Genomic DNA, 25,664 nt, shown 5'->3' with positions numbered 1-25,664 from the left:
TGGAACCACAATTTACCAATGAAATCAATGGTCTCAGACTGTCAGACTGTTAGGGTTTCAGTCTTACCCTTGTATTCTGTCAATAATATTCGCCTTTGTATGCGTCTTGTTAAGTTGTTAGTATTACTATCATTTAATATTGTTGTTGTTATCTGTTTTTTTTTAGTGCAACGTTAAATGTATGACTTTGTAAGGGATTTCGGGCTTTAAACCTTGTCATGTTGCCACTCAAAACTACAATGCTCGAAAACCTCTGAAACCCTTAATTATACACATTGTAGTATGCTAGCTTTGTTTTCTGTCTTGGGTCGGAATGAAAGTTCTTTTGACTTTGGAGGCACGGAAAAGGCAAATGTGCTTGAGCATAAAGGGGAGGGGTTATCTCATTCGTTTCGTTATAAGTTTTTTTCTAATATTTTGAATTTTCTCAATGTCAGGTAGCGATAAGTTAAGTACTTTGTTAAGTATTAGCTTATCATTTATGTGCAAAACTTCATTTATATTATTTTTGTTTTCAAATCTGTTTACAAATTCTACAAAGTCTTGATTATTAATTGCCACATAAGGAATAGGTAAATTCTTAAATTCATTTGGTGTAAGTTCTAGAACTCCTCCACCATAATATCTCCCATCAATTTCTGAGAATGCTAGAGTTAATGAATTATAAAAAGAAAATATTAGGCTATTTAAATCAAATCCTTCCCGAACCATAACCTTGTAAGCAGAATCTGTAACCAAGGCATTTGTATTATTCTTTAACAATTTAGGATAATGATGACTCCTTTTGAAAAAGAAAGCATCCGGTGAATTAGCTATATTCGGAATAACATACCAGTTATTTCTTTTCGTGCACTTATATCTTTTCGGAATTTCTTGCTCAACGCCTATTTCAAGATATTTTTTCAAATCATTGTTGATTATATCGCTATTATTAAGCTGAATAAGACGTGATGGGTGTTTATTCTCTAAGTTGGCAAAATCTGAATAATTAAATTCGACACTACCATTCACATAATATCCTTTTTGAATTATCGGTTTAGTATAGTTTGATAAATTAAATTTCTCTTCTATTTGCCGATCAATGATAAAGAACTTATTTGCTGCTGTAACAATGCCAGGTTTAGATTCACAATAGTCATTTATTTTTGAGAGAGATTCTTTTAGCCTTTTTAAAAAGATTATTTCATCATTAGAAAGGAAATGATGTGTCCATTTTACTTTTGACTCTACCAATAAGTCATTATTTTTTAATTCAAAAGACTGATCTATTAGACTGTTCTTATTAACGATATTTGTAAAGTATTCCCCTTTTTGAGAATGTAACTTGTATGCAAAAAGAACAATAGTATCTTGTCCTTTGCACTCAAACATTAAATCATTAAAAGTAAAAATCTCTATCCTTTGAAATTGATTTTTAAGATATTCTCTTATTTCTTCAGCAAACTTTACCTGAAGAAGCTCAGAAGGCAAAACGAAGGCTAAAACACCTGAAGAAGCTAAATGCGTATTTGACTTAATTAAAAAAGTAGTCCATATGTTTTTTACGGATGTTTCAGATAAACCTTCCTTTTCATGTATTCTTTTTGCAATTTCAATTTGCTCTTCTTTCAAAAAGCTTTTCTTAACATAAGGAGGATTACCAATTATAGCAGAGAATTTTTTTTCTGTGTTAAAATTTAAGAAATCACTATTAATAAATGCAGACTTATTGCCATTCCATTTAGATTTAGCATATTTCAGCTCCTGTACATTAATGTCAATCGCTGTAACATTAATTGCAAGTTTACTTTTATCGAGTTCTGCTATAAATGAACCATTCCCTACACTTGGTTCAAGAATAGATATACGTTTCCTACCTTCAAAATGAGAGAGAACTCTTTTGGAAATGAACCCAGCTAAAAAATCTGGTGTATAATATGAACCCGTATGTTTCTTAATGTCTTTCATTAAATATTATCTCTCAACATTTCATTCAATTTAATATACTCTAATAAAAACTCAATTTTAGGGTCAATGCTTTCTTTACTTTCATAATGAGTCTTTATTTGTTCTACTACACTTTTTAATTTGTCTAGTTGCCATATTATTGAATGTCTTTTTAATCCAAGATTCAAATTTTTTATCATCCAATTACCTAAATCTGAATCTGATACTATTCTTCCTTTATCATCTCTTCTGAAGATATTAGAATAATCTGAAGTCCACGGTTTTTCAAAACCAGCCTTACCATCATTTGGGTTATTTTTATCTCCTGTAGGCCATTTAGCACGCTTTGAATTATTACAGTAACGGCAAGAATAAACCAAATTCCCGTAGTCCGTTATTTCTTTGCCAGATAGATATTGTTTAGGAACAAAATGATCAATTTCGTAAAAAGAACTACGCCAAGTAGCATGGTCATCACAATAACCACACCTATTGTTAAAGTCTATTTTTAAATCAGATTTATGATTCTGATATTTAGATACAACTTTATCAATCTCTCTTTTGGATGGATTCTGTTCTCTGAAATTATTCATCTTCTCCTTTTATTTCTTTTAAAATTTCTTCGGCTAGCTTTCTCATCTTTTCTATTCCTTCAAAACCTTCAGGTCTTTTCCATCCTGTTGGTATTTTTGATTTTTGACTAAATGAATGTTCTAAGAAATCATCTAAGTCAATCATTTTTTCTCTTTCAGGGTCACTCAATTCTTCTTTCTGTTCTTTTTGGATTAGGTTAAAAAGTTCTTCTTCTTTTTTTTCTATTTCTTTATAATACTTTATTATATAGTTTTTTAGCTTCTTTAACAGTTCTTCACCTTCTGTTGATTCTGGATTTATTGCCCTCTTTGAAATTATTCTAAAATCATCGATATTTTCTTCTGAAGCATCAGGGACTAAATTTGTTAAAATAAAGGCAGGGAAATTATACCTTTCATCCATTAATTTTTTCAAAATGATATTGCCATTAAAATCTAATTTAGGATGATCTATTAATTTGTAATCAATTGCAACTGCATCCAATTGATTCTCTATAACTTGATTAATTAATTCATCTTCATTTTCAACATCCAAGGATAGTTCTATACACTCAAAATCATCTTCAAAAAAAGCTATGCTTTTAGTTCTATCTTTTTCTGATTCGTCAATTATGCCTAATCTATATTTCGTCATATTCTATTTCTTTGGGAATTCAATTAAAACTTTAAATCCTTCAACAGTAGTGTCTATTTTCAAAGTTCCTTTGTATTCATTTACAGTATTCTTAACAATCCACATACCGACACCTGTTCCCTCTTGTTCACCCTGTTTATTTATTTTTGAAGACTCATTAAACTCTAATATTCTATAAGGTTCTTTTTTATAAGCTTCAATTAGACCTGGTCCGGAATCTTTATATTCAATTAATATTGAATTGTCATTATCAGTTAGATTAATGTTGATATTCTTTTCTCCCTTAAATCCAGGTCTAGAGAAAGCATCAACAGAATTTACTATTAAATTATCAAAAACTGAGTTAAACTCAATTTCTGAAAAAGTAAATACTTCATCGTATAGATTCGGGCTAAAATCAACAACAATACCGTTGGTATTGATTAAGTTCTGCCACTGCGATGTTAACGAGTTTAAATAACTTACTATGCTCTGAGGTTTTGATAAATGTTTTTTTCTATTTATTTTATTCAAAACAAAATCATACCACTGTTTAATTATCACATCTGTTTCTTCTATTTGACCTGCCCAATACAATGGATTTTTGTGCTTAATTAATTCGCTAAGATCAATATTTAACTCATTGATATATTTTCTTAAGAAAGGAATTTGACTATCCAAATCATTCCTTATTGCAGCAAGTTCATGAGCAAAACTTGTAAATAATATTCCAGTACTAGCTAACGATTGTAGTCGCGCTTCTTTATTTACAGAAAACTCTTGTTCCTTCTTTAGCGCTTCAAAACTTGTTTTAAAGTCTTGATTTTCTTTTTCTAATTGCTCTAAAGTTTTATCCTTCTTTGGATTTGGATGTTTACCTGCTTTTTCCCTTTTTAACTGTTCTTCTTTTTCCTTTTTTTCTTCTTCAAGTATGCGGTTAGCATTTTCAATGGCTTCTTTAACTTTATTCTTTTTAGTTTCTAGAACATCCAAATTGTATGCAATAGTACTTCTATCATCTTCAAAAATCTTAATGATTTTAAGTAACACCTCTCTAAGTAAGTTGAAAGTCTCATTTTCTTGAAGCCCTTCACGGCTTGATTTATCTTGCAATTCAAGATTGAAGATCCTTGAAATATGAACATTCCCAGCAACATTGTATGGTCTAGTTCGCCATTGATTCTTTCTACTAACCGCAGCTGGGCTACTTGCTTGTCTCTCCCCAAGAGCGAGCCAATCATAAAAGCTACTATTTAATTCACCAAATGGACGAACTCTAAAACTGTCTCTGAAAACTCTAATTCCTCCAAATTTTTTATACCAATTGTCTCGCCTAGATTTTGAGATATCCTTTTGGAAAAACTTTGTTTGGTCAATGCTTGATATTGAGCGCTTTAAAAAATAGAAATTAAATTCAAATTGCCCTAACATATTAAACTTTTCCTCCGCCAACTCTCCAAGTTCTTCTTTATAGCCTGGAAAGAAATCATAGAGCGTTCTATATAATGTAAAAGTACTCTTTTTAATTGTGTCAGCATCAAAAGGGTAAGATTTCATATCTTCTTCCTGAAATAAATCTTTGTCTAAAAGTTCCCAGTCGATTTCATTTCTTTCAATTGTAATTTCTATATTCTTTTCTGTATCGTTCAAAAAACTTGCTTGAATCTTATAATCGTAATCATTAAAATCAGAATTGTCAATTTTACCAAAATCTTCAGGCTGAGCATTTGAAAATAAATGAATTGAAAACTCCCGTTGTCCTTCTGGAGGTGTTAATATCTCAAGGCTATTGAATATTCTACGTACATTTTTTTCGTTCCAATCATCACGCAGATTGGTCACCTTTAGAATAGTGCCATTATTGAATTCGCAATTTACAACTTCCTCAATCCGCTTATTGTCTACAGAATTTACAATTTCATCATTAAAGTTCATATTATTAACTTCAAATAAATCTGCTGTAACTTTTCCAATGATTGCATTCTCTTTTTCAAAATCAGACCAATCAACATTCCATTTAAAGCCAAGAGAAGATATATTTGGTTTGAAGGTGTTATCTGGTTGTGTAATTTTATTTGGTAATGTAACCATTTCACCATTATCACCTAATCTATCAAGAGCAAAACGTCCAATACCTTTAGCTCCTGACCGAATTCTTCCATTGGGTGTATAAATGTCGTTTAATTTGAAATCTGTACCAATGTGCATCCATCTTTTTCGGATAATATCATTGTCCATTCCTTCACCATTGTCGATAATATAAAGTGATGTTTTGGAACGAAAGAATTGAGAAATGTTTTTTTCTATTTCTTTCTCTAATTTTTCTATCAAAGAAAAACTGCCAAGTAAGTTGGGGTGATATACATTTTTAATATTTTCATTCTCCGAAGAAAAATGTTCAAATTCCTCTTTTGAAAGTTCAATTGGAGGAGAATTATATTTGTTGTCAAAATATACAATACAGCATTTTGCATCTGCATCATATGAATTTTTAACCAGTTCAATTATAGCACCTTCTGCATTGGCTACATTTTCACGACCAATTAATCTAACCGTCCTTGCTGATACAGTGAACTCAACTTTTGACATTATTTCTCTGTTACTAGTTCAACATTTTTACAAACTTCCATTAATAAAATAGCAGGCTCAATATCCATAGCTTTCGCAATTAAAACAACCTCTTCTGCCGTTAGCCTAGCTTTTCTATTAAGGCTTAACTCACTAAGTCTTGAAGTGTTGATTCTAGTTCTTCTTGAAATTTCTGCTTTATTAACAGATTTCTTATTAAAAAATTCTCCTAATTCTGTCATCATTTAGAATTTGTTGATACAAATATATGAAAAAAGGATATCTATTTAGGATTTCGGGATATCTATTGAGCGATTGCAAATGAAAGCTCTTTTAATTTTTGGAGGAAAGGCAGAAGCTAAAAGAGCTTAATGAGGGGCAAGCCTAAATACAACTTCTAAATAAACGCAATAGCATTTATTCCATTTATATTTGGAATCAAAATTGTATTATTCATCCTGTTTAGGAAGTAATTTTCGCAAGCTATGTTGAATTTGTCGTAGTAATATGTCTATTAGTAACTCCTTTGTGATATTATCCCAATTACCTTATATATTTCAGAAATATACTTTTTAGGTATTTCAAAATCACCATAATTGGTATTGTAGCTTTTTAGTGTGAAAATATCCTTTTCGGTACTCTTTGAGACGGTTTTACAATATACTTCATTATCGGTTACCACAATAAAAATATTTCCGTAGTCTAAATATTCTCTCCAATTTGGCATGCCTCTAACTACTGCAATGTCACCGCTCTGCATTGCTGGTGTCATTGAATCTCCAACAATTGTAAGAGCTATGTCATTTTCACGTGCAAAAGGAACTTGTAAATTATCTATTACATATTCATTGCTGAGCTGTAATGCGCCAATACCTGCTGAAGCTTCTGCATTGTATAGTGGTATTGTGATTATACGTTCTTCTTGAAAACTTCCGCTGGGTGAATTTTGATTTTCCCCACTTAACAGCATTTCTCCTTCTCCTGTTATAAGCCAAGCTGTATTAATCTCAGGAAAAGTCGAGACATATTTCTCAATAAACATTTCCGAAACACCAGTTTTTTTATCCAGAGTGCCATTTGGTATGCCTGTAAGCTTGTAAAACTTACTCTTACTAATGTTCAAGCTGTCAATGTGTTTTAAAACTCTGTCTTTAATCATTTAGAAATATGTCTATGGTTTATTTGTTAATTGAGATATATGTCTATATATTCGCAATCTGATTACGAACGAAATTACAAAATAGAATTATGGAAAACAAACAAGAATGCAAGCCTATCATGTCGGTAAATTGGAAAGAGACTTTGTTGAGTCTAAATCCGAATGATGAAAAAACTTTCTTGATTACTGATGTAAGGGAGATTAATCAAATTAAAGTTAAGTGTACACGTCTTAAGCAATCGGGTTTTAGTTTTAGTACAAGTTCTCGAGGTATGTCAATAACCATTAAACGGGTTTCGTAGGGTGTCAAAAGCAGTCGACATAGTATTAAGTGTTATTGATAGCATGAATCTAACTGATCAAGATAAGTTACAGCTTATTGAGCAGTTAGGGAAAGGTGTGCAAGTTGACCAGCAATTGAAACCAAAACCTATGACCGAAACGGAGTTGTTTCGAAGAAGATTTGAAAAATGGGTAGTTGAGAAAAAGATTTTATTCCCTCCAAAAAATAAACATCACTATGGAAAAAACAATTAATAAAGCATTTCGGGTGCTATTCCTATTTCTTGCCATAATGGCTTTAATCGGAATTATCATTGGAGCATATCAGCATATCATTACTCTAATAATGTGTTTAACTCTACAATTCAGCTTTGCTGAACCAGCAAAAAAGCAATTATCATGAAACATCTTTTAAAGATTTGGCCTAAATACTTCGAAGAAGTGGCAAAAGGAACCAAGACTTTTGAAGTCCGCAAAAATGACAGAGGCTTCGAGGTGGGAGATATTTTAATTCTTGCAGAATACAGCATTTCTATTCAATCATTCACAGGTAGGGTAATCGAAAAGAAAGTCACCTACATTTTAGAGGGTGGGAGCTTTGGGATTGAAAAAGGCTTTGTTGTTATGGGCTTGCAAAACGGTTTTTCTTAAATCGGCTTTATGCTTCGTATTTACTGATAATCCAGAGCGAAACACGCAGTAAAAAAGGGTACGAATACACAGACTTTTAAAGTCTGTATTTTTTTTGAATTTCCATTTTTGGAAAATAAAAACGCACGTCTTTAGGGTACGCATACACATACATTTTAAGACAATTAACTCACCACATTTCACTCATCTACTCACCTTGATAGACGGCATTTCCATAGAGCTTTTAAATTTCAATCCAAGTACTTGGGAACAAATACCGGAACTTGAATTTTCGGTGCTTACCTCGGTTGGTTCCGGTGAAGAGCTGGGAAGCAGAAAAGCCCATTACAGGGGTTTAGATTTTATTCTGGAACCAAGAGGAAAAGCCAAGCTTAAAGGCTCGATTCACAAGTTTTACAACAACGGACAAAACAATGCTAACCGCTTTACCTATGAGGATTTACAGAAAGCAGTTAGTCAATTAAAAGTTTTTGGAATCGAAGCGGAAAAAACCCGATTAAAAAGTTTCGAGATCGGTTTAAACCTAGATACTTCAAATAGTAAAATTGATACTAAAACTTTTTTGGAAAGTATCCTTTATTGCCGAGGGGCGGAACGCTCCGATATGGAGCTAAACGGAAAAATCGGCTATGGATACACCTACAATACGACCAATGCCACTTACAAATTCTACGATAAAGCGGAGCAATCAAAAATACAAGCTGAACTCTTAAGGGTTGAAACCAAATTCACCCGAATGAGAGCGGTGGAAAGTTACAAGATTTTCACCCTGAACGACCTTTTAGACAGGGAAAAACTAAGCAAGCTAATATTAGATAAGTTCCTGAAACCCATCGATGAAACAATCTTTTTTGAATGGGAGCAAATCAAAACCACCCGAAAACTACCGGCCAAATACAAAAGCAAGTTTAAAGACTTACGTAATCCCGATTGGTGGATAAAAGATGAGCGAAGCAGAAAAGAAAGGCTTAGAAATAAAGTGTTGCTTGAAAAGCTGATTGACAAGTATGCAAACCGTAACATTAAAAACATTCTGAAAGGCTTGATTTCATTCGAATTAAAAAGGTTTTCACGCAGTAAAAAAGGGGACGAATACACCGGATTTGAAAGCCTTGAAAACTGGAACAATACCGAAAACGCAGTAAAAAAGGGGACGAATACACATTGTATTGTATGTGCGGATTCAACCGAACAAAGTGAGGTGAAAGAAAAAAAATATTGTTTGTGTTGTGGAGCGGATATTTCCCACCAGAAGAAAGAATCAAAGTACTGTTCCCATAACAGGAAATGCAGGGATAAAGCCTATAACCTGAAAGTGTCCGAGAAAAGGAAAGCCAAACGAAGTGAAAAAGAAAAGGAGATACTACACCTGATTAAAAAACTAGGTAGTGAACTGAGCTTAGTCAGGACTACCAACCCCAATAGAAAAAAGATAAAGGGAGTTCCCAGCCGGAAAACCTCAATAGTGGTGACCATAGGAGGAAAGAAAAAATATTACCACGGATCAGAAGCCAGGTTCTTCCTGAATGAATTCGAAAAGAAAACAGAAAGTAAAGAATTTAACCCAATACCGACACCATGAAGCAAATTGTATTAGAAAACTTGGAAAGGATTACCAAAGAGAAGATACTAGGCAAACAGTTTCCTACCCATGTGATGTATTTGGAGCTTAAGGCAGAATTAGGCAGTCAGATTGGAAAAGCACTTCGAGAGCTTTTGAATGAAGGAAAGATAAAAGCTGGAAATACACTCAACGATAAATTTATTGAATTACTTAAATAAAAATCATGACTACAGACGAATTAAAAAAACTACAGGCTGAAATGCCAAATGATGTTTTAATTTAAAAAGTTAGACATCAAATATCCGAAATGGCTAGAACAGGTGGGAGAAGTCACATAATGTGTGTTCCTCCTGAAATTACTGATACAGATATGATTTTATCCGAATTAGTTGATCGATATGAAAAAGCATTAGGAAATGAAAGCGAATAATAAAATATCTAATCATGAAGTTTTTGAGACTTGTACCAATTGTGGGGCTCAGATCGATATAAAAACAGAAAACACTTGTTCATTTTGTAAAACCTCATTAAACCCTAAATAACTATGAAATACAAAACAACGAACCGAAAAGAAATTGCGAAGGAATTGGAAATTTCAGTATCCACTCTTTCCCGAAGAATACGAAACTTAAATCCTGAATTTCAAAAACTGATTTTTGGCAAACCTATTTTGTTCGAGAATCAGGCAAAGTACATTATTGAGAAAGTAACCGATATGAATACTAAATACGAATAAACACAAAACAGGTTCAAAATAGGGTATAGTCTAGTTTGAGCCTGAAAACAAAGGGAATATTGATTTTTTCCCAATCAAAACAATGAAAAACGAACCCACTCTAAAATTGACCCCGATATGGATACAGTAAAAAAAGCCACTTATATAAGAGTTTCAACCGAAGGACAAAACACAGGCAGACAGGAAGAAATCATACAAGGCAAGGCCTACATTGAGAAGATAAGCGGACGAATCCCGTTTAAAGAAAGAAAGCAGGGTTCAAAACTTTTAAAAGATGTGGCAAACAAGGAAATTAACTATGTGATTGTTGAAGATATAAACAGACTTGGAAGAGATACGTTTGATATTGTTGAAACAATAAACACGCTTGTAAAACAGGACTGCACGATTGAAATAGTTAGGCATGGATTGAAAAGCAAAAAAAACGGAAAGGATGATTTCTTTTTTACTCTTATGACTGGAATTATGGCATCATTAGCCGAAATGGATTACATGAGTAATCGAGAAGCCCAAAGACAAGGTATTGCCGTTGCTAAAATAAAAGAGGTTTACCAGCTTCATGCTGGAAAAGGAAAAATGAGCAATGAAAAATATTTAGAGCAACATTCTGATATTATCGAAATGCTAAACGATGGCAAGTCTATACGAAACACGGCGAAGATTGTAAAAAAATCAAAATCCACGGTTCAAAGGGTGAAATCATTTATTGAGAAACAAAAAGAGTGTTCATTTAAGGGTGTTTGAATGAACACAGCAAAACAAGGGTTTTTCACATAAATAAATGTGCCCTCTATTGGGTACACTCTAAAAAGAATACATTCCAGAAAATTTCATCCGAAATTAAAAGCTAAAGACCATGTTTATAGAAATCCTTATTGCATTGTCAAAACCAATAACTTTTTATTTGTGCCCCAAATGCAAAGCAAGTATTGAGGCAAACAGTGCAAAATGTAATAATTGCAAAGTCCGGCTGGATTGGCCTAAAATTGAAAAGGATAAAAAAAAGCAACTGATATGAATCGAACAAGGATAATTGAGCATTATAAAAATTTTCACGGCATTTTGGAAATAACCGAAGAATGCCAAATAGATATTGACTGGGCAGAATCATTAATAAAGGATTCCTGTAATGGCTTACCGTTACAGGAAAACAGAAAAAAATGTTCTGCATGCGGTCAAATATTCACGGCTAAAAATAAGCAACAGGAATTTTGCAGTGGAAAGTGTCGGGTTCGGTTTCATCGGGTAAATACCCAACTGCAAAAATTTAATCAAAAAGTAAAAGAGATTATAAGAAATGAAAAATTCTTAGTCGAACAAATAATTACCAGTGAGGGCAAATGTCCGTTTGTTGTTTACTGCAATGGTGAAAAATACCAGTCGGATAACACTAAAAGCTTGCTATGTAAAATAAGAAAGCAGTATGGAAATAAATTGAGTGTTATTTGCCTATAATTGAGTATGTTAATAAATTAATATCCCGAAATTATTAATAAAAATTGTTTATTGGGGTTACCTTTTTGTTAAATTCGGAATAAAGGGATAGTTTAAGTAAAATCTTTAATTTTGAATTTTTATGATGAAATTTAATTACACATTACTAAGTTTCTTTTGTATTTTATTCATTGTTTCCTGTGACAAGAACGAAACATCTTTGATACAAAAAGAAGAACTGCAAGCAGAAGTGCCGGATATTGTTCTGGGTAAGAAATTAGAAAACCCCTATACAGTGGAAAATATGCAGAAAGCATACGATAATTTGAATAAAGAAAACGGGCTAAAATCCTCCTTTCAAATTCAAACTACAGACCTGTATGTCAGGTTTGCACCTGCTGATGAAGAGCAGTGGCAACAGTTAAGGGCAGACAGTCTTGAACTTTTTGACATGCCTTTGGATTATGAGATAGAAGAGGGCGGAACATTTTATCATGATCCGGGAATTTCTACAGATCAAATTACTTGGCAATACACGGTTGTGCCTGTAAATTACAATTTCCCGGATGTTACATATGAAGTTTTGGCTGAATTATTCCTTCAGGAGGAAGATCAGGAAGATAGTGGCATGACCAAAAGCGGACTGATGCAGAATAATGATTGGGCTAATCTGGAAGACGAAGCACTGAAGATAACAGGAAATTACAATCCTGAAGATTATCAGGAAGAAGGAAATCTGAAAAGAAAATGGAGGCCTTCGGGAGAAATAAAAGTAGAGGACGATTATATGGGGGTTATCCCTTTGGTGGGAGTCCGTGTTGTTGTAAAAAGATGGTTCAAATGGAAGCATAGTATTACCGATAAAAACGGAAAATTCAGTACTGCAAAATTCCGGAGTAAAACCGTTAAATATGGTATAAAATGGGAAAGACGGGATTTTGATATCCGTAGTGGCTCATATGGACAGGCTTGGTATAATTTTGTAAAAAAAAGAAAAGAATCTTGGAATCTCACTATCACTAAAGCGAGCACTCCTAAATCATGGCTATATGCACATATACATAGGGCTGCAATGACATATTTTTATGATTACGGGCGTTGGGGATTAACCCCACCTCCAAGAAGAACCGGAATTAAAAAATTAAAACATCGTCTTCATATTGCAGGAAAAGACAAATCGGGTCGTTCGCACTATTTTACTTTTAATAATTTTATATGGTCTGCACAAGTCGCTGTGTATTCAAAAAGCAAAAAAGGAAAAGAATTGAACAGCCGAGAAATATTTGGAACGACAATTCATGAGCTGGCTCATGTTGCTCATTGGGGTATGGGTTATTCTACAGGACAATTCGTATTGGATGCATTAACATCAGACCCTAAGTTACCGGAAAGCTGGGCTGTTGGTGTTGAATGGAAGGTTACTAAGGATATTTATGGCTCATATCCTGAAGATTTACAAAGCTATACAATCAAAAGTATTACTGATAATAAAGGCTACACTCCTCTAGTAATAGATTTAATCGATGATGAGAATCAAAAAGTTACACATTATAATAATTCGGCTTATCCTGATGATAAGGTGTCCGGATATACTTTAAAACAATTAAACGATGCTCTCCCTGGTGCTTTAGGATCTTGGTGGAGTTGGAGAACAAAAATCAAAGAAAAATACAACAATAGTACAGAAGAAAACGTAGATTATTTATTCAGGACTTATAATTAAATAAAATTTTCATGAAATATATTTTTTTAATACTCTTTAGCTGTGGGTTTTATTCTTGTGGAGATTCACCAACTGTAACTTACAAGCTACATAACGAAACTATCTATCAAGTTAAAATTTCAGGGTTTAGTAATCGGACAGATATAAATAATGAACCTTTTTACAAAGAAGCTGAAGTAATTTTTATTGAGCCACTTCTATCTTATGAAGTTACGTGGGATACAGGGGAGGGATTAAATACTAACACTTATTTCTCAGAAGATGAAATTGATTCTGTCAGAGTTGTATTCAATGATGAAAAGCTTTTGGTTTTAAAATGTGACCTTAGCGACGCACGGTCTTGCCATTCTATTTTTCAGGCTTTCGAAGCTTCAATAACTCAAGAAGATTATGAAAAAGCTATTCCAATAGAAAACAACTAAAACCAAAATAGTGGTAACACAGAAAATAATTTGGATGAAATATTTGATTACTGGAATAATTAGTTGCTTGTTTTTTGCTTGCGGAACTAAGGTTGTTGATCATAGTGTAACAGGTCAATTTCATTTGATTAACAAAATGAAAAGTGAGATTAGATTAGACTTTTTTAGTAAAGGAGAGATTCTTGAAAATCATAATATCGCTGTTAATGATACGTTGAAATTGATTGTAGATACTGAAGGTCCAAAAGATTTATCTCCTTCAGATATATCTTTCCCTATAGAGTGTGATTCTGTAATTGTTTTCATTAATAATGAAAAGCAATTTAAATACATTTATGATGACGTGTCGGATGAAAGTAATTTTTTATTGAATAAAAATTACAATGTTGATATTATTAGTTCTAATGATTTCATTTACTCTTATGTTTTTGAAAACTAAGAAATAATTCTAAATAGAATGCCTCTGTAATTAGAGGCATTTTTTATGCTCATTCTTTCAGTCAAAAGGCTAAAGAAATGTGAACCCCAAAGAAGATTTTTATGATCTAGGATTTCTGACGGATGTAGTAAATGATATACCAAACTTATGATCTTTGTTATCCTATTTTCAATTAAAAAGAAAGCCTCCAATTTGGAGGCTTTCTTCTTTGCCATTAATTTAATAATTGCCATTATGCCTTTTTTTTAGTGTACACCGGTTAAATATCGTCTGTTTCCTCTTCTTGGGTCATGTAGGCCTGTAATGAGCTGAATATCTGCATTTGTTCCTCATAAGGTTTTGAAAAGAGAATGTAAAGCATTTGTGCAAGATAGCCTTGTGCATCGGGTTGCATTCTTCGGATTGCATCAATGATTTGTCTTTCCTGAATGTTCAGTTGATCAGCCAAGCCGTTTAATCCATTGGTGTTGCTGGGAATGAGATTGTTTGCAAAAGCACCCAAAGCCGATTGAATGGCCGGCATTTGTGTGATTGCCTGAACCGTTTCTTTGGTTGTGCTGGTATTGGCATCGCTAATATCTTTACTGTGTTTCTCCCTAAGTTCTGCAAGTTCCTTTGCATGTTTTTCCTTAAGATCAGCAATTTTATCAGAGAGTTTTTCAATGGTGAAATTGTACGTTAAGTTCGAGTTCTCCAAAGCCCTGATTTTATCCCCGTACTCACTTCTTAGATTTAAAATCGTGTTGAAATTGTCCTTTTCTATGGTTCTAAGCTCGTTTATTCCTGTTTTATCCATGTTTTGTTTTTTTGGGTCGTTTTCTTCGTAAACGTGTTTAAACCCGTTTAATTCATTTTTTTCTTTTTCCGTTACTCTTTTGCGTCTCGCCCTGCCTGCACAGCTTGCAGAGCAATACTTGCTGTCAGCACGCCTGTTTCTAATGGGTTTTAAACACACCTCACATTTTCTGGTCATAGTCCTGTCTGTTTACTGGTTTTTATCTAGGTTAAAATGCTTTCAATCAAAGCTTTGTTTGTGATAAGAGGCTTGTTTTTCAGAAAAGACAGGTATAAACCCCTTTAGCAACCGGTTTATTTTTGGTTAAAAATCTAAAAATCAATTGTTTGCAGATTTTATTCCGGTCATTTTCTGCTTAGACCTGTTTAAACCTGTTTATAGACAGGTTTAATCCCTGTCAAATGATTGATAATCAAACGTTTTACCTGTGTCTGAAAATTAGCCATGTCTTATGGGGATAAAAGTAGGTTAAAAAACAAGTAAGCCTGTAAATCATCGTAATTCACCGTAATTCTTGGTATGTCAACATCTCTCACGGTCAGTTAATTACATTTTTTACTGACATGATATTCCCATATTTGAGGCATGAAAACAGGACACATAATACTCATTGGCGGAGTTGTAACCGCCTTAGTTTTTAAAGACGATATCATCCCTTATGTGAGTGGTAAGACCAGTGAGATAAAAGATAAAATCATTTCATACACCACCAGTAAAATCAGCATAACCCCCAAAGGCTTTCCAAGGCTGGGGGTGGATTTTCTAAGAGGAGCCATCACCCTAAAAGGAAGTATAGAATTATCGACTAAAGTAGGTTTATCGGCCACACTGAACAGTTATCAGATTAATCTGGTTCTGGAACAAGGAGACAAAAAACTATCACTGGGAAAAACCCCGCTTTTAACGCCAAACAAGGAGATAAAAGGAAATTCAAAAACAGCAGTCAACTATGTTTTTGCGGTAAAGCTGGACAGCATTTCCAAACTGTTGGAATCCAAAGAACTGTTAAGCTACGGACTGTTTCTTTATGTAGACAGTTTACGGGTTAACGGTTTGGATATGCCCGGTGTGAAAATAGACATCAGCAAAACATGGCGGGACATTGCCGGAAAAGTCAAAAACCCTGCCTCTGTAATCACTGACCTGTACAACCAGTTTTAAACATGGAAACAATCTCAAGAACGATCAACGAAAAAGGGGAGACAGCTTTCCGAACTTCTACAGGTTTATTAGTGAATCAAGGTGTCAGGAGGATTCAGTCAGGTGATCAGTACGATCACCTGATTGATACCAAAAGCGTACAGTTCACCAGCACATTTACAGAAGGAACGGTTGAAGATACCGTTTTGATGATGTGTGAACTCATCCGAAAACACCACCCACAGGTAAAAGCCTTGGCCGATTTCCTGAAAAAGGACAGCCGGATTAAAACGCTGGAATCCATCTGGGATTTTGTGTTTCATCACATCCAGTACAAGCGGGATAAAGTCGGGGTTGAACAATTGAGCACACCGGCAAGAATCTGGCTGAACCGGTCTACACCCAATACGCCCAGTGATTGTGACGATCATACCGTTTTTGTGGGTTCCCTTCTTTACTGTCTGGGAATTCCTTTTACCATCCGGATAGCCGGTTACGGGGGAAAACCCTATTCACATGTTTACGTGATCTGCGGTGATGTTTGCATAGATACCGTTTTACATCGCTTCAACTGTGAAGCAAAATATACATCTAAAAAAGACAAGCAAATGCAAATTGAAACATTGGCAGGGCACGGAGAAAACGAGCTTGAAGGTCTTGGAGCATTAAGCGAACTGCATCAAAGCGGTGAAGATTTTGATTCTACAATGCAGAACATTGAGAAGCAGGAAGAGCTTAACGGCATTCAGGATTCAGGATTGGCCGAAGAGGAACAAGCCCTGAGATTATTGGGAAAAACCCAATTGGCAACCACCTTGCGGGAGTACGAAAAAGAGCCCGAAAAATACCATGCTTTGGGTTTTGGCCGAAGGTACTGGGAGCATATGAAAGGAGCTTTTCAAGCCTTGAAAAACGGTGATTCTCTGGACGGTATCATCATCAAACTAAATGACGGATCGGAGTGGGAAAAAGCAAATTTATCACCGCTTAACGGCATGAGTCTGGAAGGTGAAACCATTGGACTTTTGGGTGCTTTGGACGGATTTTTCAAAAAATTCAGGAAAAAACTAAAGAAAGCCGTTAAGTCAGTAGGCAAGGGAATCAAAAAGGCCGCCAAATTTGTAGCCAAAGGATTTTCAAAAGTTGGCAAATTCCTGATGAAAATCAATCCGATCAACATTGCCATTCGTGCGGTTCTTCGTTCCAAAATCAGCAAAAATAAAAAAGATTTAGCGATTAAAATGGGCTACGGTTTACTAAGCGAAGCACAAGCAAAGCAACTGGGTGTTGATGCCGAAAGCTGGAAAAAATCAAAACAGGCTTATGCCAAATTCGCCAAGAAGTACAAATTTTTAGGAGGAAAAGAAAGCAAGCTGAGAAAGGTTCTAATCTCGGCATGGCAGAAGGCAACTAAAAAAGCAAACATGCCGTCCATGAACCTTTCGGGAGATTTGGGGCAATTGGAAGGCCGAAGGAGACGAAGACGTAAAAGACGCAAAGCTCAGGCGAAAGCACAGCAACTGCTTGCAAGCAGAAAAAAGGCAGGGAAAACAACAGCAAGGAAACCAGTCAGTACCGAAAAACCAATGTCAGCCTACGAAAAGGAACGGCTTGAATTTTTAAAACTGGTTCACAGCGATATCGCAAAGCAGGAACTGGGAGTTGTCACAATGGCCGCCGCAGGTGCAATTGCTGCAAAAGTTGCTTTAATCCTTGCACCCATACTAAAGATTTTAAAATCATTGGGATTGGGTAAAATGATTACCAAGCTGAAAGAAAAGCGAATTGAAAACCTGAGTGAGCGGATTGCCAACGAGCCTGACCCTGTAAAAAGACAGGCATTGGAAGCAAAGAAAGCCAGAGCGGAAAACAATCTGGCCATTTTCAACAATGTGGCGAAAAAACCAAATCCAACGCCGGACAGCAATGTACTGCCATCACCAAGGAACATAGCACCTGTTACCTATCCGGCCAATGCAGAAAGCGGTGCGGACAATGCAGATTCAATGCAGTCAATGACCAGCCAAAACAAACGGCAGGCCGGAATGAACCCCTTTGCAATCGGAGCCTTGATTCTGATTGGCGGTGGTTTGCTGTGGGGAAGAAATAAGAAAAAGTCAAATCAAACTAAAAAGTAAGTAAATGAGTAATTCAAAAGTGGCCGTAGTAGGCACAGAGCTGTTAAAAACAGTAGGCGGTGTAATGGTTGGACGTTATGCGGTTGTAATGGGTAAAAAAGCACTGAAAGTTGATCAGGAAGCAGACCCCAAGAAAAAGAAAATCAAAGAAATCGGCATCGGTTTGGGTGTAACAGCAGTCGGCGCCTTCGGAGCCATCAAAGCACCCAATCAGTACAAAAGTATTTGTGCCGGTATCGCAACCGCCGGAGCCCTTTCAGCAATGACTCCCTTTGCCAAGGAAGAAGGAGGCTTTATTCCTGCCCTTCACGGAGGTATAGGAATGGCAGAATTGGACAACTACAACGAGGATGACATGAGCATCGAATTGAACTCGGCAGAGGATATGTTGGACGAGGAAGACAGAGACGAGTTAAACGCTTTGGAAGCCTTGGAAGGTAACTACGAAGATGCAAGCTATGAGGAATTAAGCGAGGTAAACTAAACCCGTCTGTAACAAACAGATTATCAGTAAATAAATATCACAGGACACAAACAGAAAAAGATTAAATAGTATGGAATTAGTAAAAGTTTTAGAAGAAAAAGCAAACGTAAGAGCGATTGCAAAATCAAACAAGCAGATCACTTTTGATACTGACGGAGCACAAATTGAAAAAGATGTTTTGTTTTTCCGCAGAGCATTGTCAGGAAAAACAGGAATTCAGCAATTAATGAAACCTCAGGATGTAGAAAAAGACGGAGTTCGAAACATCGATTCAGCCCGATTGACAGGTGGTACAGCTTTCCTTGTTACAGGTATTTTAATTTCGACTGCAAGTTCAAGAACAGTATTAAAAGATGAAAGCGACATTTCAGCTCAAACTTTTGCAGTTGGTTCTACTGCAAGAAATCCAGTGTTTTACAACAATGAGTTATCGATCAAGGTAGCCAACAAAGAGAAAATGAAAGCCGTTTTACGTCATATGTCTCCTGAGCTGGCAGGTGATGACAAAGCAGTTGATATGGCATATGAAGTGAGCCCGTTTATCATTGCTCCGAATCAAACCATTTTGCCTGAATTGAACATCTTCAACGCTCCTTGTGCAGACACGGAAGACCTTGTGATTGAAGTTGCTTTTGTTGGGTACAAAATCACTGAAAACCACGCTTAGCAGAAGCCGTTAAAACATTTATTAATAGTCATTAAGATTCACCACCCTGTTTGCGGTGGTGAATTTTTACCAGAAAATAATAACTAATGAAAAGATTTGTTTACAACATTAATAAAGTAGCTGGTGATCCAACAACAACCTCAAACGAGGTGGTTAGTTTTGATGATTACAGTCACCTGAAAGCAGTTTCATGGATAGGCGAAAACGGGGGAAGTCTGGATTTGGAACTAAAAACCCATGACGGCAAATCATCCATCGTTGAAAGTGTTCCCTTGGAATATTACAAAATCGGTTCAGGACGTGAAGAAATGATTCTGGAACAGCCGATTTCGAACAATTCCATTCGGATTGCCACTTCTTTTACCACTGGTACAGCGATAAAAGGAGCTTTAGTATTCACCTTGGAAAAAGAGTAAGTATGAGACTTTTTGCAGACATACAGAAAATTGTGGGAGCCGGCACAAAACAAAAAGTAAGTGTGCCGGCTTCCAAATCTTTAATAGTAACCAACAAAACCAAAGCCCCTGTAATACTTTATACGAATTCATCCAGCAAAATAGGTTATCCGCTGGAAAAGAAAGAAAGCTTGGAGGTTCAGGATATCACAGAGGAAACGGACTTCTATGTTTTGATTGAGGATACGGAAATCATTGAGAACGAAGGCTTGTTCCTGATTTCTCAGACCCCGCTTTCTGAGGCAGAAAGAGTAAGTAGAAATACAGTAATTGTTCAAAACAAATAAACATGGCAGAGGAAAAAAAAACATTCAATAAAAAAGAGAAAGCCGAACTTTTAGAAAGCTTCGGAAAGTCCCTAAACGATCAGTCCTTGCGGATTATTGAATTCTTTCAAGGTTCAGGTAAGGATATGAATAAGCTTTTAAAACTAGCTCACAAACACCGTAGATTATGCTAGGACTACCCGTAAAAGCAATCCAAACCGCCAAAAAGGGGAAACAAGCTTATTCCTCTTTGGATTCAAAAAGCAAAACAGCAGTAAATATTGCTATGGCTCTTGGAGCTTTTGGAGCTTTGTTTTTGGGTTATAAAATGGTTTCCGGCATGGGCGATATGTTCAAAAGTGTTACCGGTCAGAAATGGAACGAAGAGCGCAAAGCAGAAGAAAGCAAGGAAAGGGCAGATATCAGTGATGCCTTAAGAGATCAGAAGCAAAATCCGAGCCTGTCCAAAATGTCAGCCAAGAACATCGCAAACAGCTTGTTTCAGGCTTTTTTAAACACTCAGCCGGAATGGTCACAAAACCTCTGGGATGAAGGAACGGACGAAAGCGCAGTTTACGCCAGTTTGAAGCTTTTGAAAAACAGTTCGGATTGGTTACTGGTATCCAGAGAATACGGAATGCCAAGGCGCAGAAACTTAGCCTCTGAGTTAAGCTATGAACTGAACACAGGAGAAATGGGAAAAGTAAGAGAAATACTAAGTAAAATCGGAGTAACAATTTAAATACATGGCACAATTTGGAATAAGTTATCACATTACAGAACAAATGGAGGGAGGCTACTCAAACAATCCACTTGACAAAGGCGGGGAAACCTATGCAGGAATTTCAAGAGTATCCTTTCCCGACTGGAAAGGATGGGCGTTTCTGGATAAACAGGCAAAACCCATCAAAACAAATTCTTTTTTCTCCTATTTGAGCATGTCAGTTATGCAGTTTTACAAAGCACAGTTCTGGTCACCTCTGAAATGTGGTTTTATGTCTCAGGTGGTAGCCAATCAGCTTTTTGATTATGCAGTGAATTCCGGCAAAAGCAAAGCCGTGAAAGATTTGCAAACAGTCCTGAATCGTTTGGGTGCATTCCTTCAGGTGGATGGAATTGTAGGAGAAAAGACACTAACGGCAATGGCTCGTTTCAATCAGGATGATATCGCAGGAAATTTATTGATTGAGCGGGAAAATTTCATTAACAGACTGGCTCAGCAACAACCGCAGTTTAAAAGAGGCTGGCTGAACCGGATTGCCTACCTGAAATCTCATTTGAGTACGGCGGGTGTTTCTTTTGGATTGCTTGCTTTAGTTGGTTTGACTGTTTTTTTTTAACCAATAAAAAAAGCAAATGACAACAACAGAAATCAAAGGGTTTTTCTCTAAAGAACATAGCTTGATTGTGTTTTTAATATGTTTTTGTTTTATCTGGTTGTACAAAACCGATACAACACTAAGAACCATATTACTGCAACAGGCCGAAATCAAAGCGGATATCAAAATCATTACCTACAAAATCAACAATGGAAAACAAGACAACGCAGAGTTACTGGCTGAAAAAGACCTTTCAGGACGTAAAAGGAAATCCGAGTTTCAAAAGGCAGATTTCCCTGGTCTTAATTGTTTTTATACTTATTGGAACGATCACTAAAATTCCCATTGAATACATTCAGCAACTGGTCATACTTACCTGTGCATGTATCGGCTCAGTCGCCTCGGAACAATTTGTAAGTACATCAGCAAAAACCTACTAAAATTCAAACATCATGCTCAAAAGAAAAATTACCATACTATCAGCAATTCTTTTGCTCACCACGGGCTTAGGCTTTGGAACGGCAATCGGATACAAATACGGAAAAAATCAAATTCCGGCTCAGCAGACCCGTATCGAGATCAAGGATATCAAAACCAAAAAAGGCGGTTCCATTGAGATTGACACAAAAACCGATCAGGATCAGGAAAATAAAACCCCTGAAAAGAAACAAGGATTCTTCAACCGTTTATTCAATTAAGTATGTTAGGATTATTCAATACAGAACCAAAAACTAAGGCTAAGCAATCCCAAAAGCTTAGCCTTAGTGGTATATTAAAGGGGATACTTGACGTTTCGCTCGAAGGATGGAGCGAAGACAAAGAGAAGTTTAAAACTGAGCTTCTAAATGATATCAAGGATTTCCTGTTTACAAAATGGGAAAAGCCTTGGAAAGCAGGTTTGATTTTTGATGAATCGGGAAAGCTTCTTTCCGGATTCAGGAACATTAGCGGACGAGTGTATAAAAACCTTTCCAACATTCTTTCTCTGGCTTTAAACAGTAATAAAAACCCGTTTTTCATTACCCTTAAAAAACTGACGGCAGATGGTGGAACCATAGAAGATAAAAGCAAAACGGTGCAGGTTGTTTCCTATGTTCCCATGTGGAAAGATAAGGCAAACAAAACGCCAAGGCCGGCAGATTACTTTCTCCCTAAATACCACAGGGCAATTAACCTTGAATATGTAAGCGGAATTAAAAAACCGGCACTAAAAATTCAGCATTTTGAAAAGCTGGAATTGAATCAATACGTTGAAAATTTCATCAAAGAACTGGTGAAAAGAAAGCGGATTCCAAAACTCTACTACGATCAGGCGGATAGTTGCCATTACAAACATTCATTGATGGACTACAATATAGAATCCATTCACATGGTAAAGATTGATACGTTCAAAAAGATTGAATCCTACTATTCTGTTTTGTTCCATGAAATCACTCACTCGACTCAAAACCCGAAACGATTGGGGAGAGGGAAAAGTCTTGGTTATGCCAATGAAGAATTGGTTGCAGAAATGGGGGCAATGATCATTTGTGAGGAATTGGGCTTACAATACAACCGTCAGAATTCACTGGTGTATTTAAAAGGCTGGTTGAAAGGCACTAAAAATGTAGATCATTCTTTGCTGGAAGCGTACTCTTTTGCCAGTGATGCAGCGGAATACCTTTTAAAAGATATTGATCTTGAAAAATTGGTTCCTGATTCCATGCGCAAAAGGGCTTCGGATACTCAGGAAAAAAAGACGGTGGAAAAAACAGCAAAAAAGCAGACCAAGCCACAGTCAAAACCACAGGCCAAACAGCTCACTTTATTAGGCCATACCCAAACCAAAACAGCAGATAAAACGGTGATTAATCTTGCTAAGTGGAAAGCAAACACCCAAATAACAGCTCTTGGCGGGGCACTGGGTAAATTTATTGGAGGCTTTGAGCGGAATCGATTTTCGGTGGTTCTCAGAGGGGAGAAGGGAGCCGGCAAAACCCGTTTGCTTTGTCAGCTGATCAATTTGTTTGCCGGCAGGAATCTGAAGTCATTGTTTCTTTCTCTGGAAGTGTCGCCGCAATCAGAGTTATTCGGAAACTACATTTCTTACATCGAGAAAAAAACACTCAAAAATGTAAGTGTAAGTGCTGAAAGTGATCTGGAACAACTGGAAAAATACGCAAAGCAGTATGATGTGATTGCCATTGATTCATGGGGAAAACTCGACAATCTGAATCAATCCGATTTCGGTCGGTTAATCGAAAAATACCCTAAGGTGATTTGGCTGGTGATTTTCCAAAGTACCACAAATGGAACAGTACGGGGTGGAATCATGAGCGAATATGACAGTTCCATTGTGATTCAGGTTGCAAAAGGCGGTTTTGCCGAATGCGAGAAAAACCGCTACAATACCTGTGATTTAGTTTATAATGTATTCAATAAAAAATTAGTGAAAAATGAGAATATCTAAACCATCAACTACCGGAGAATCAAGCTATGAAATTTATAAAAACATAGCATTAAGAGATCAGGCTTCTGAAAAAATGGAGGACGGCCAAGAGGTAAAAGTTTTGGACGCTTCGGGCGATCCCAAGGTTAAAATCGGTTGGGCGATCTATAAATTTAGTAAGGAAAGCAATTGGTTTGATTTGCTGGAAAAAGAGGTACAGCCGATAATTCCCAAACCTACTATTATCAATACCGATGACTATTCAATTTTCAAAACCGTAAATAACCTAAGTGTTCCCGAAGCGATGTTTGCTATGCGAACAAATATGAGAATTTTAGAGGATTTTGACTTTGATTTGTCTTTTGACGGCAAAGACATGCAATTGACTCCTTTGGGTGGTGCCCGTACGATAAAGATAGCTTATGACGGCGTGATAAAATACCTTTCCATCTTGAATCAAAAACTAAGTTTTTCGGTTTTCGATAACAAAGGAAAGGGAAAGCGTGTTCATTGGGTAGTGGATGCGAATGTTTCGGACACAGACATTTTGAGTACTTACATGGTTTTTTCATTCAATGATCAAGGCTCTCCTGTTTTGGTTAAACCAAAGTCCACCGATGCTCAAATTCCAATCATGCAGGTATCTGTATTCGTTCCGGCAAATGGAACTGCGCCAAAGGCTAAAGATTTTGTCATTCATAAGTACTGGAAAAAAGCACTTGCACCGGCAGAAGAAAGAATAAAACCAACAGCACCGGAAGCGGTGGAAATTGACAATTACACCATTGAGAAAAACGGGGAGGTGTTAACCGTTCCAGCTTCATTGAATCCGATCCGGCACAATTACACCATACGGAAAAACTTTCAGCTTGATTTGAATTTCGATGATAAGAATTTTATTCGTGTAACGCCAAGGGGTGCAGATGAAAACGGTTTTCTTCAAATTCCGATTGAAATTTCCAGTACAGGGGCAATTTACGCACTCCAATTGGGAACCGTTGATTTGCCTGTCAATGCTTTTGCAGGTTCGCCTGAAATGGTTCATTTCGGTATCATGGCAAAAGTTGAAAGTGATCAGGCTCCTAAAGTTGCTTGTGAATATATTATAGAGGCTGACGGCTCACCCATTAAACTGCAACCAAAACAAACAGATCAAAAAATCTGTATTGCTCAGATAAGGGCAAAGCTACCAGTAAACACAGACGGATGGAGAGAAGAATTTGTAACGATGTGGCGGTATTGGGAAACGGCATTATTGGAAACATTTGGTGAAACTCCGGTCGATGGTTACGGGGCTGAATACATAGAGAGTAATGGTTTAAAACAAATTACCTCGATTGGCTCAATGAATCCGACCTATTACAATCTACGCTATTTGCAGGATTTTGATTTTGACTTTAAAATCAGCTACAATAAAACGAACAACGCTCTTAACTTTGCTGGTGTTCCTATTGGCGGAGACAGAACAATCAAGATTACCAGAGCGATTTGGGATGGTTTGCCCGATGGTTCTGTACTGCCAAAAGAAACACTCTATGGGAGTATTAAAACTTTTAGCGGTTCATACACCCCTGTAAAAGGAAAGTATTGTTACATTCATATGGGTACTAACATGAACCACATTGAAGAGATTCAGACAGTAAATGTTACAATATCAGCAAGCCCGAATATTAAACCACAGTCGAACTATATGGTTACATGGGGAGTAATAAAGGTTTATATTCCTTTAGATGAAGAACAGTTCGATTATTCCAAAGTTATCATTTACAAATACTGGAAAAATGCCCTTGCAACTTTTGATGAATTAATGCAGGATTATAAAGAAAGAAACCCATAAACGACAAAAGAGAGCTTAACGGCT

32 protein-coding genes are annotated in these 25,664 nt (G+C 36.1%); 25 read left to right on the top strand and 7 right to left on the bottom strand.

What is annotated here, in order from left to right; translation table 11 throughout:
- Positions 1 to 378 precede the first annotated feature (378 nt).
- The 6 genes from QUH73_RS04445 to QUH73_RS04420 form a co-directional block, all read right to left on the bottom strand.
- The gene (locus tag QUH73_RS04445) at positions 379 to 1,947 is read right to left on the bottom strand and encodes an Eco57I restriction-modification methylase domain-containing protein (RefSeq protein ID WP_289529258.1); all 1,569 of its coding nucleotides are present in this window, start codon (positions 1,945 to 1,947) and stop codon (positions 379 to 381) included.
- The gene (locus QUH73_RS04440) at positions 1,947 to 2,519 is read right to left on the bottom strand and encodes an HNH endonuclease (protein ID WP_289529257.1); all 573 of its coding nucleotides are present in this window, start codon (positions 2,517 to 2,519) and stop codon (positions 1,947 to 1,949) included. The genes QUH73_RS04445 and QUH73_RS04440 overlap by 1 nt, the downstream gene beginning before the upstream one ends.
- Positions 2,512 to 3,153 (bottom strand): hypothetical protein, encoded by a 642-nt coding sequence (locus QUH73_RS04435; protein WP_289529256.1) that lies wholly within the window; start codon positions 3,151 to 3,153, stop codon positions 2,512 to 2,514. Before QUH73_RS04435 ends, QUH73_RS04440 begins: the two co-directional genes overlap by 8 nt.
- Positions 3,154 to 3,156: 3 nt before the next feature.
- Entirely contained in the window at positions 3,157 to 5,721 is a 2,565-nt protein-coding gene (locus QUH73_RS04430) for a sensor histidine kinase (protein ID WP_289529255.1), read from the bottom strand.
- Positions 5,721 to 5,942 carry a helix-turn-helix domain-containing protein gene (locus QUH73_RS04425; RefSeq protein WP_289529254.1) on the bottom strand — a complete coding sequence of 74 codons (222 nt, stop codon included), beginning with the start codon at positions 5,940 to 5,942 and terminating at the stop codon, positions 5,721 to 5,723. Before QUH73_RS04425 ends, QUH73_RS04430 begins: the two co-directional genes overlap by 1 nt.
- A 272-nt stretch (positions 5,943 to 6,214) precedes the next feature.
- Positions 6,215 to 6,859, bottom strand: a complete 645-nt coding sequence (locus QUH73_RS04420) for a S24 family peptidase (protein WP_289529253.1) — start codon at positions 6,857 to 6,859, stop codon at positions 6,215 to 6,217.
- 89 nt (positions 6,860 to 6,948) lie between these two features.
- Here QUH73_RS04420 and QUH73_RS04415 point away from each other — a divergent pair, with 89 nt between their 5' ends.
- The 12 genes from QUH73_RS04415 to QUH73_RS04360 all read left to right on the top strand — a co-directional run bounded on the left by QUH73_RS04415 (position 6,949) and on the right by QUH73_RS04360 (position 14,110).
- Positions 6,949 to 7,161, top strand: a complete 213-nt coding sequence (locus tag QUH73_RS04415; protein ID WP_289529252.1) for a hypothetical protein — start codon at positions 6,949 to 6,951, stop codon at positions 7,159 to 7,161.
- A gap of 1 nt (position 7,162) precedes the next feature.
- Complete coding sequence (locus QUH73_RS04410; RefSeq protein ID WP_289529251.1) at positions 7,163 to 7,396, top strand: hypothetical protein; 234 nt, start codon at positions 7,163 to 7,165, stop codon at positions 7,394 to 7,396.
- Between the two features lie 144 nt (positions 7,397 to 7,540).
- Positions 7,541 to 7,792: an ASCH/PUA domain-containing protein gene (locus QUH73_RS04405; RefSeq protein ID WP_289529250.1), complete on the top strand. Its 252-nt coding sequence runs from the start codon at positions 7,541 to 7,543 to the stop codon at positions 7,790 to 7,792.
- 196 nt (positions 7,793 to 7,988) lie between these two features.
- Complete coding sequence (locus QUH73_RS04400) at positions 7,989 to 9,374, top strand: hypothetical protein (RefSeq protein WP_289529249.1); 1,386 nt, start codon at positions 7,989 to 7,991, stop codon at positions 9,372 to 9,374.
- Positions 9,371 to 9,574: a hypothetical protein gene (locus QUH73_RS04395; protein ID WP_289529248.1), complete on the top strand. Its 204-nt coding sequence runs from the start codon at positions 9,371 to 9,373 to the stop codon at positions 9,572 to 9,574. The genes QUH73_RS04400 and QUH73_RS04395 overlap by 4 nt, the downstream gene beginning before the upstream one ends.
- A gap of 89 nt (positions 9,575 to 9,663) precedes the next feature.
- Entirely contained in the window at positions 9,664 to 9,786 is a 123-nt protein-coding gene (locus QUH73_RS04390) for a hypothetical protein (protein WP_289529247.1), read from the top strand.
- A 114-nt stretch (positions 9,787 to 9,900) separates the two neighbouring features.
- Positions 9,901 to 10,092 (top strand): helix-turn-helix domain-containing protein, encoded by a 192-nt coding sequence (locus tag QUH73_RS04385; RefSeq protein WP_289529246.1) that lies wholly within the window; start codon positions 9,901 to 9,903, stop codon positions 10,090 to 10,092.
- A 117-nt stretch (positions 10,093 to 10,209) separates the two neighbouring features.
- On the top strand, positions 10,210 to 10,836 hold the full coding sequence (locus tag QUH73_RS04380; protein WP_289529245.1) for a recombinase family protein: 627 nt from the start codon (positions 10,210 to 10,212) through the stop codon (positions 10,834 to 10,836).
- Positions 10,837 to 11,106: 270 nt separating this feature from the next.
- On the top strand, positions 11,107 to 11,547 hold the full coding sequence (locus QUH73_RS04375) for a hypothetical protein (RefSeq protein WP_289529244.1): 441 nt from the start codon (positions 11,107 to 11,109) through the stop codon (positions 11,545 to 11,547).
- Positions 11,548 to 11,668: 121 nt separating this feature from the next.
- Positions 11,669 to 13,249, top strand: a complete 1,581-nt coding sequence (locus QUH73_RS04370) for a hypothetical protein (protein ID WP_289529243.1) — start codon at positions 11,669 to 11,671, stop codon at positions 13,247 to 13,249.
- An 11-nt stretch (positions 13,250 to 13,260) separates the two neighbouring features.
- The gene (locus QUH73_RS04365; protein ID WP_289529242.1) at positions 13,261 to 13,671 is read left to right on the top strand and encodes a hypothetical protein; all 411 of its coding nucleotides are present in this window, start codon (positions 13,261 to 13,263) and stop codon (positions 13,669 to 13,671) included.
- 34 nt (positions 13,672 to 13,705) lie between these two features.
- The gene (locus QUH73_RS04360) at positions 13,706 to 14,110 is read left to right on the top strand and encodes a hypothetical protein (RefSeq protein WP_289529241.1); all 405 of its coding nucleotides are present in this window, start codon (positions 13,706 to 13,708) and stop codon (positions 14,108 to 14,110) included.
- A 259-nt stretch (positions 14,111 to 14,369) separates the two neighbouring features.
- Here QUH73_RS04360 and QUH73_RS04355 read toward each other — a convergent pair whose 3' ends face one another.
- Positions 14,370 to 15,083: a hypothetical protein gene (locus tag QUH73_RS04355; protein ID WP_289529240.1), complete on the bottom strand. Its 714-nt coding sequence runs from the start codon at positions 15,081 to 15,083 to the stop codon at positions 14,370 to 14,372.
- A gap of 408 nt (positions 15,084 to 15,491) precedes the next feature.
- On the opposite strand from QUH73_RS04355, the gene QUH73_RS04350 reads away from it, so the two are divergent.
- From QUH73_RS04350 to QUH73_RS04290, 13 genes are all read left to right on the top strand, one after another.
- Entirely contained in the window at positions 15,492 to 16,067 is a 576-nt protein-coding gene (locus QUH73_RS04350) for a hypothetical protein (protein WP_289529239.1), read from the top strand.
- A 2-nt stretch (positions 16,068 to 16,069) separates the two neighbouring features.
- Entirely contained in the window at positions 16,070 to 18,184 is a 2,115-nt protein-coding gene (locus QUH73_RS04345) for a hypothetical protein (protein WP_289529238.1), read from the top strand.
- Between the two features lie 19 nt (positions 18,185 to 18,203).
- Entirely contained in the window at positions 18,204 to 18,668 is a 465-nt protein-coding gene (locus tag QUH73_RS04340; RefSeq protein WP_289529237.1) for a hypothetical protein, read from the top strand.
- A gap of 70 nt (positions 18,669 to 18,738) precedes the next feature.
- Positions 18,739 to 19,335 (top strand): hypothetical protein, encoded by a 597-nt coding sequence (locus QUH73_RS04335; RefSeq protein WP_289529236.1) that lies wholly within the window; start codon positions 18,739 to 18,741, stop codon positions 19,333 to 19,335.
- A gap of 86 nt (positions 19,336 to 19,421) precedes the next feature.
- On the top strand, positions 19,422 to 19,751 hold the full coding sequence (locus QUH73_RS04330; RefSeq protein ID WP_289529235.1) for a hypothetical protein: 330 nt from the start codon (positions 19,422 to 19,424) through the stop codon (positions 19,749 to 19,751).
- Positions 19,752 to 19,753: 2 nt separating this feature from the next.
- Positions 19,754 to 20,077, top strand: coding sequence for a hypothetical protein (locus tag QUH73_RS04325; protein WP_289529234.1), 324 nt, complete (start codon positions 19,754 to 19,756; stop codon positions 20,075 to 20,077).
- 2 nt (positions 20,078 to 20,079) lie between these two features.
- Positions 20,080 to 20,250 (top strand): hypothetical protein, encoded by a 171-nt coding sequence (locus QUH73_RS04320; protein ID WP_289529233.1) that lies wholly within the window; start codon positions 20,080 to 20,082, stop codon positions 20,248 to 20,250.
- Complete coding sequence (locus QUH73_RS04315) at positions 20,244 to 20,798, top strand: hypothetical protein (protein WP_289529232.1); 555 nt, start codon at positions 20,244 to 20,246, stop codon at positions 20,796 to 20,798. The genes QUH73_RS04320 and QUH73_RS04315 overlap by 7 nt, the downstream gene beginning before the upstream one ends.
- A 4-nt stretch (positions 20,799 to 20,802) precedes the next feature.
- Positions 20,803 to 21,396, top strand: coding sequence for a glycoside hydrolase family 108 protein (locus QUH73_RS04310; RefSeq protein WP_289529231.1), 594 nt, complete (start codon positions 20,803 to 20,805; stop codon positions 21,394 to 21,396).
- A 16-nt stretch (positions 21,397 to 21,412) separates the two neighbouring features.
- The gene (locus tag QUH73_RS04305) at positions 21,413 to 21,712 is read left to right on the top strand and encodes a hypothetical protein (protein WP_289529230.1); all 300 of its coding nucleotides are present in this window, start codon (positions 21,413 to 21,415) and stop codon (positions 21,710 to 21,712) included.
- A gap of 115 nt (positions 21,713 to 21,827) precedes the next feature.
- Positions 21,828 to 22,073 carry a hypothetical protein gene (locus tag QUH73_RS04300; RefSeq protein WP_289529229.1) on the top strand — a complete coding sequence of 82 codons (246 nt, stop codon included), beginning with the start codon at positions 21,828 to 21,830 and terminating at the stop codon, positions 22,071 to 22,073.
- A 2-nt stretch (positions 22,074 to 22,075) separates the two neighbouring features.
- Positions 22,076 to 23,824 (top strand): zincin-like metallopeptidase domain-containing protein, encoded by a 1,749-nt coding sequence (locus QUH73_RS04295; RefSeq protein ID WP_289529228.1) that lies wholly within the window; start codon positions 22,076 to 22,078, stop codon positions 23,822 to 23,824.
- Positions 23,811 to 25,640: a hypothetical protein gene (locus QUH73_RS04290; RefSeq protein WP_289529227.1), complete on the top strand. Its 1,830-nt coding sequence runs from the start codon at positions 23,811 to 23,813 to the stop codon at positions 25,638 to 25,640. Before QUH73_RS04295 ends, QUH73_RS04290 begins: the two co-directional genes overlap by 14 nt.
- Positions 25,641 to 25,664 lie beyond the last annotated feature (24 nt).

Origin of the sequence: Labilibaculum sp. K2S (assembly GCF_030372765.1) — a bacterium.
Taxonomy (GTDB): Bacteria; Bacteroidota; Bacteroidia; order Bacteroidales; family Marinifilaceae; genus Labilibaculum.
Note: the sequence above shows the minus strand (reverse complement) of the source record. Positions and strands in the feature narration are given on the sequence as shown.

Excerpts from the sequence above, each read along its gene's own strand:
- QUH73_RS04390 (WP_289529247.1), top strand. The coding sequence starts at position 9,664 with ATGGCTAGAACAGGTGGGAGAAGTCACATAATGTGTGTTCCTCCTGAA.
- QUH73_RS04345 (WP_289529238.1), top strand. The coding sequence starts at position 16,070 with ATGGAAACAATCTCAAGAACGATCAACGAAAAAGGGGAGACAGCTTTC.
- QUH73_RS04430 (WP_289529255.1), bottom strand. The coding sequence starts at position 5,721 with ATGTCAAAAGTTGAGTTCACTGTATCAGCAAGGACGGTTAGATTAATT.
- QUH73_RS04385 (WP_289529246.1), top strand. The coding sequence starts at position 9,901 with ATGAAATACAAAACAACGAACCGAAAAGAAATTGCGAAGGAATTGGAA.
- QUH73_RS04440 (WP_289529257.1), bottom strand. The coding sequence starts at position 2,519 with ATGAATAATTTCAGAGAACAGAATCCATCCAAAAGAGAGATTGATAAA.
- QUH73_RS04335 (WP_289529236.1), top strand. The coding sequence starts at position 18,739 with ATGGAATTAGTAAAAGTTTTAGAAGAAAAAGCAAACGTAAGAGCGATT.
- QUH73_RS04370 (WP_289529243.1), top strand. The coding sequence starts at position 11,669 with ATGATGAAATTTAATTACACATTACTAAGTTTCTTTTGTATTTTATTC.
- QUH73_RS04350 (WP_289529239.1), top strand. The coding sequence starts at position 15,492 with ATGAAAACAGGACACATAATACTCATTGGCGGAGTTGTAACCGCCTTA.
- QUH73_RS04360 (WP_289529241.1), top strand. The coding sequence starts at position 13,706 with ATGAAATATTTGATTACTGGAATAATTAGTTGCTTGTTTTTTGCTTGC.
- QUH73_RS04325 (WP_289529234.1), top strand. The coding sequence starts at position 19,754 with ATGAGACTTTTTGCAGACATACAGAAAATTGTGGGAGCCGGCACAAAA.
- QUH73_RS04330 (WP_289529235.1), top strand. The coding sequence starts at position 19,422 with ATGAAAAGATTTGTTTACAACATTAATAAAGTAGCTGGTGATCCAACA.
- QUH73_RS04420 (WP_289529253.1), bottom strand. The coding sequence starts at position 6,859 with ATGATTAAAGACAGAGTTTTAAAACACATTGACAGCTTGAACATTAGT.
- QUH73_RS04320 (WP_289529233.1), top strand. The coding sequence starts at position 20,080 with ATGGCAGAGGAAAAAAAAACATTCAATAAAAAAGAGAAAGCCGAACTT.
- QUH73_RS04425 (WP_289529254.1), bottom strand. The coding sequence starts at position 5,942 with ATGACAGAATTAGGAGAATTTTTTAATAAGAAATCTGTTAATAAAGCA.
- QUH73_RS04445 (WP_289529258.1), bottom strand. The coding sequence starts at position 1,947 with ATGAAAGACATTAAGAAACATACGGGTTCATATTATACACCAGATTTT.
- QUH73_RS04405 (WP_289529250.1), top strand. The coding sequence starts at position 7,541 with ATGAAACATCTTTTAAAGATTTGGCCTAAATACTTCGAAGAAGTGGCA.
- QUH73_RS04305 (WP_289529230.1), top strand. The coding sequence starts at position 21,413 with ATGACAACAACAGAAATCAAAGGGTTTTTCTCTAAAGAACATAGCTTG.
- QUH73_RS04415 (WP_289529252.1), top strand. The coding sequence starts at position 6,949 with ATGGAAAACAAACAAGAATGCAAGCCTATCATGTCGGTAAATTGGAAA.
- QUH73_RS04295 (WP_289529228.1), top strand. The coding sequence starts at position 22,076 with ATGTTAGGATTATTCAATACAGAACCAAAAACTAAGGCTAAGCAATCC.
- QUH73_RS04290 (WP_289529227.1), top strand. The coding sequence starts at position 23,811 with ATGAGAATATCTAAACCATCAACTACCGGAGAATCAAGCTATGAAATT.
- QUH73_RS04375 (WP_289529244.1), top strand. The coding sequence starts at position 11,107 with ATGAATCGAACAAGGATAATTGAGCATTATAAAAATTTTCACGGCATT.
- QUH73_RS04365 (WP_289529242.1), top strand. The coding sequence starts at position 13,261 with ATGAAATATATTTTTTTAATACTCTTTAGCTGTGGGTTTTATTCTTGT.
- QUH73_RS04310 (WP_289529231.1), top strand. The coding sequence starts at position 20,803 with ATGGCACAATTTGGAATAAGTTATCACATTACAGAACAAATGGAGGGA.
- QUH73_RS04315 (WP_289529232.1), top strand. The coding sequence starts at position 20,244 with ATGCTAGGACTACCCGTAAAAGCAATCCAAACCGCCAAAAAGGGGAAA.
- QUH73_RS04435 (WP_289529256.1), bottom strand. The coding sequence starts at position 3,153 with ATGACGAAATATAGATTAGGCATAATTGACGAATCAGAAAAAGATAGA.
- QUH73_RS04300 (WP_289529229.1), top strand. The coding sequence starts at position 21,828 with ATGCTCAAAAGAAAAATTACCATACTATCAGCAATTCTTTTGCTCACC.
- QUH73_RS04380 (WP_289529245.1), top strand. The coding sequence starts at position 10,210 with ATGGATACAGTAAAAAAAGCCACTTATATAAGAGTTTCAACCGAAGGA.
- QUH73_RS04395 (WP_289529248.1), top strand. The coding sequence starts at position 9,371 with ATGAAGCAAATTGTATTAGAAAACTTGGAAAGGATTACCAAAGAGAAG.
- QUH73_RS04355 (WP_289529240.1), bottom strand. The coding sequence starts at position 15,083 with ATGACCAGAAAATGTGAGGTGTGTTTAAAACCCATTAGAAACAGGCGT.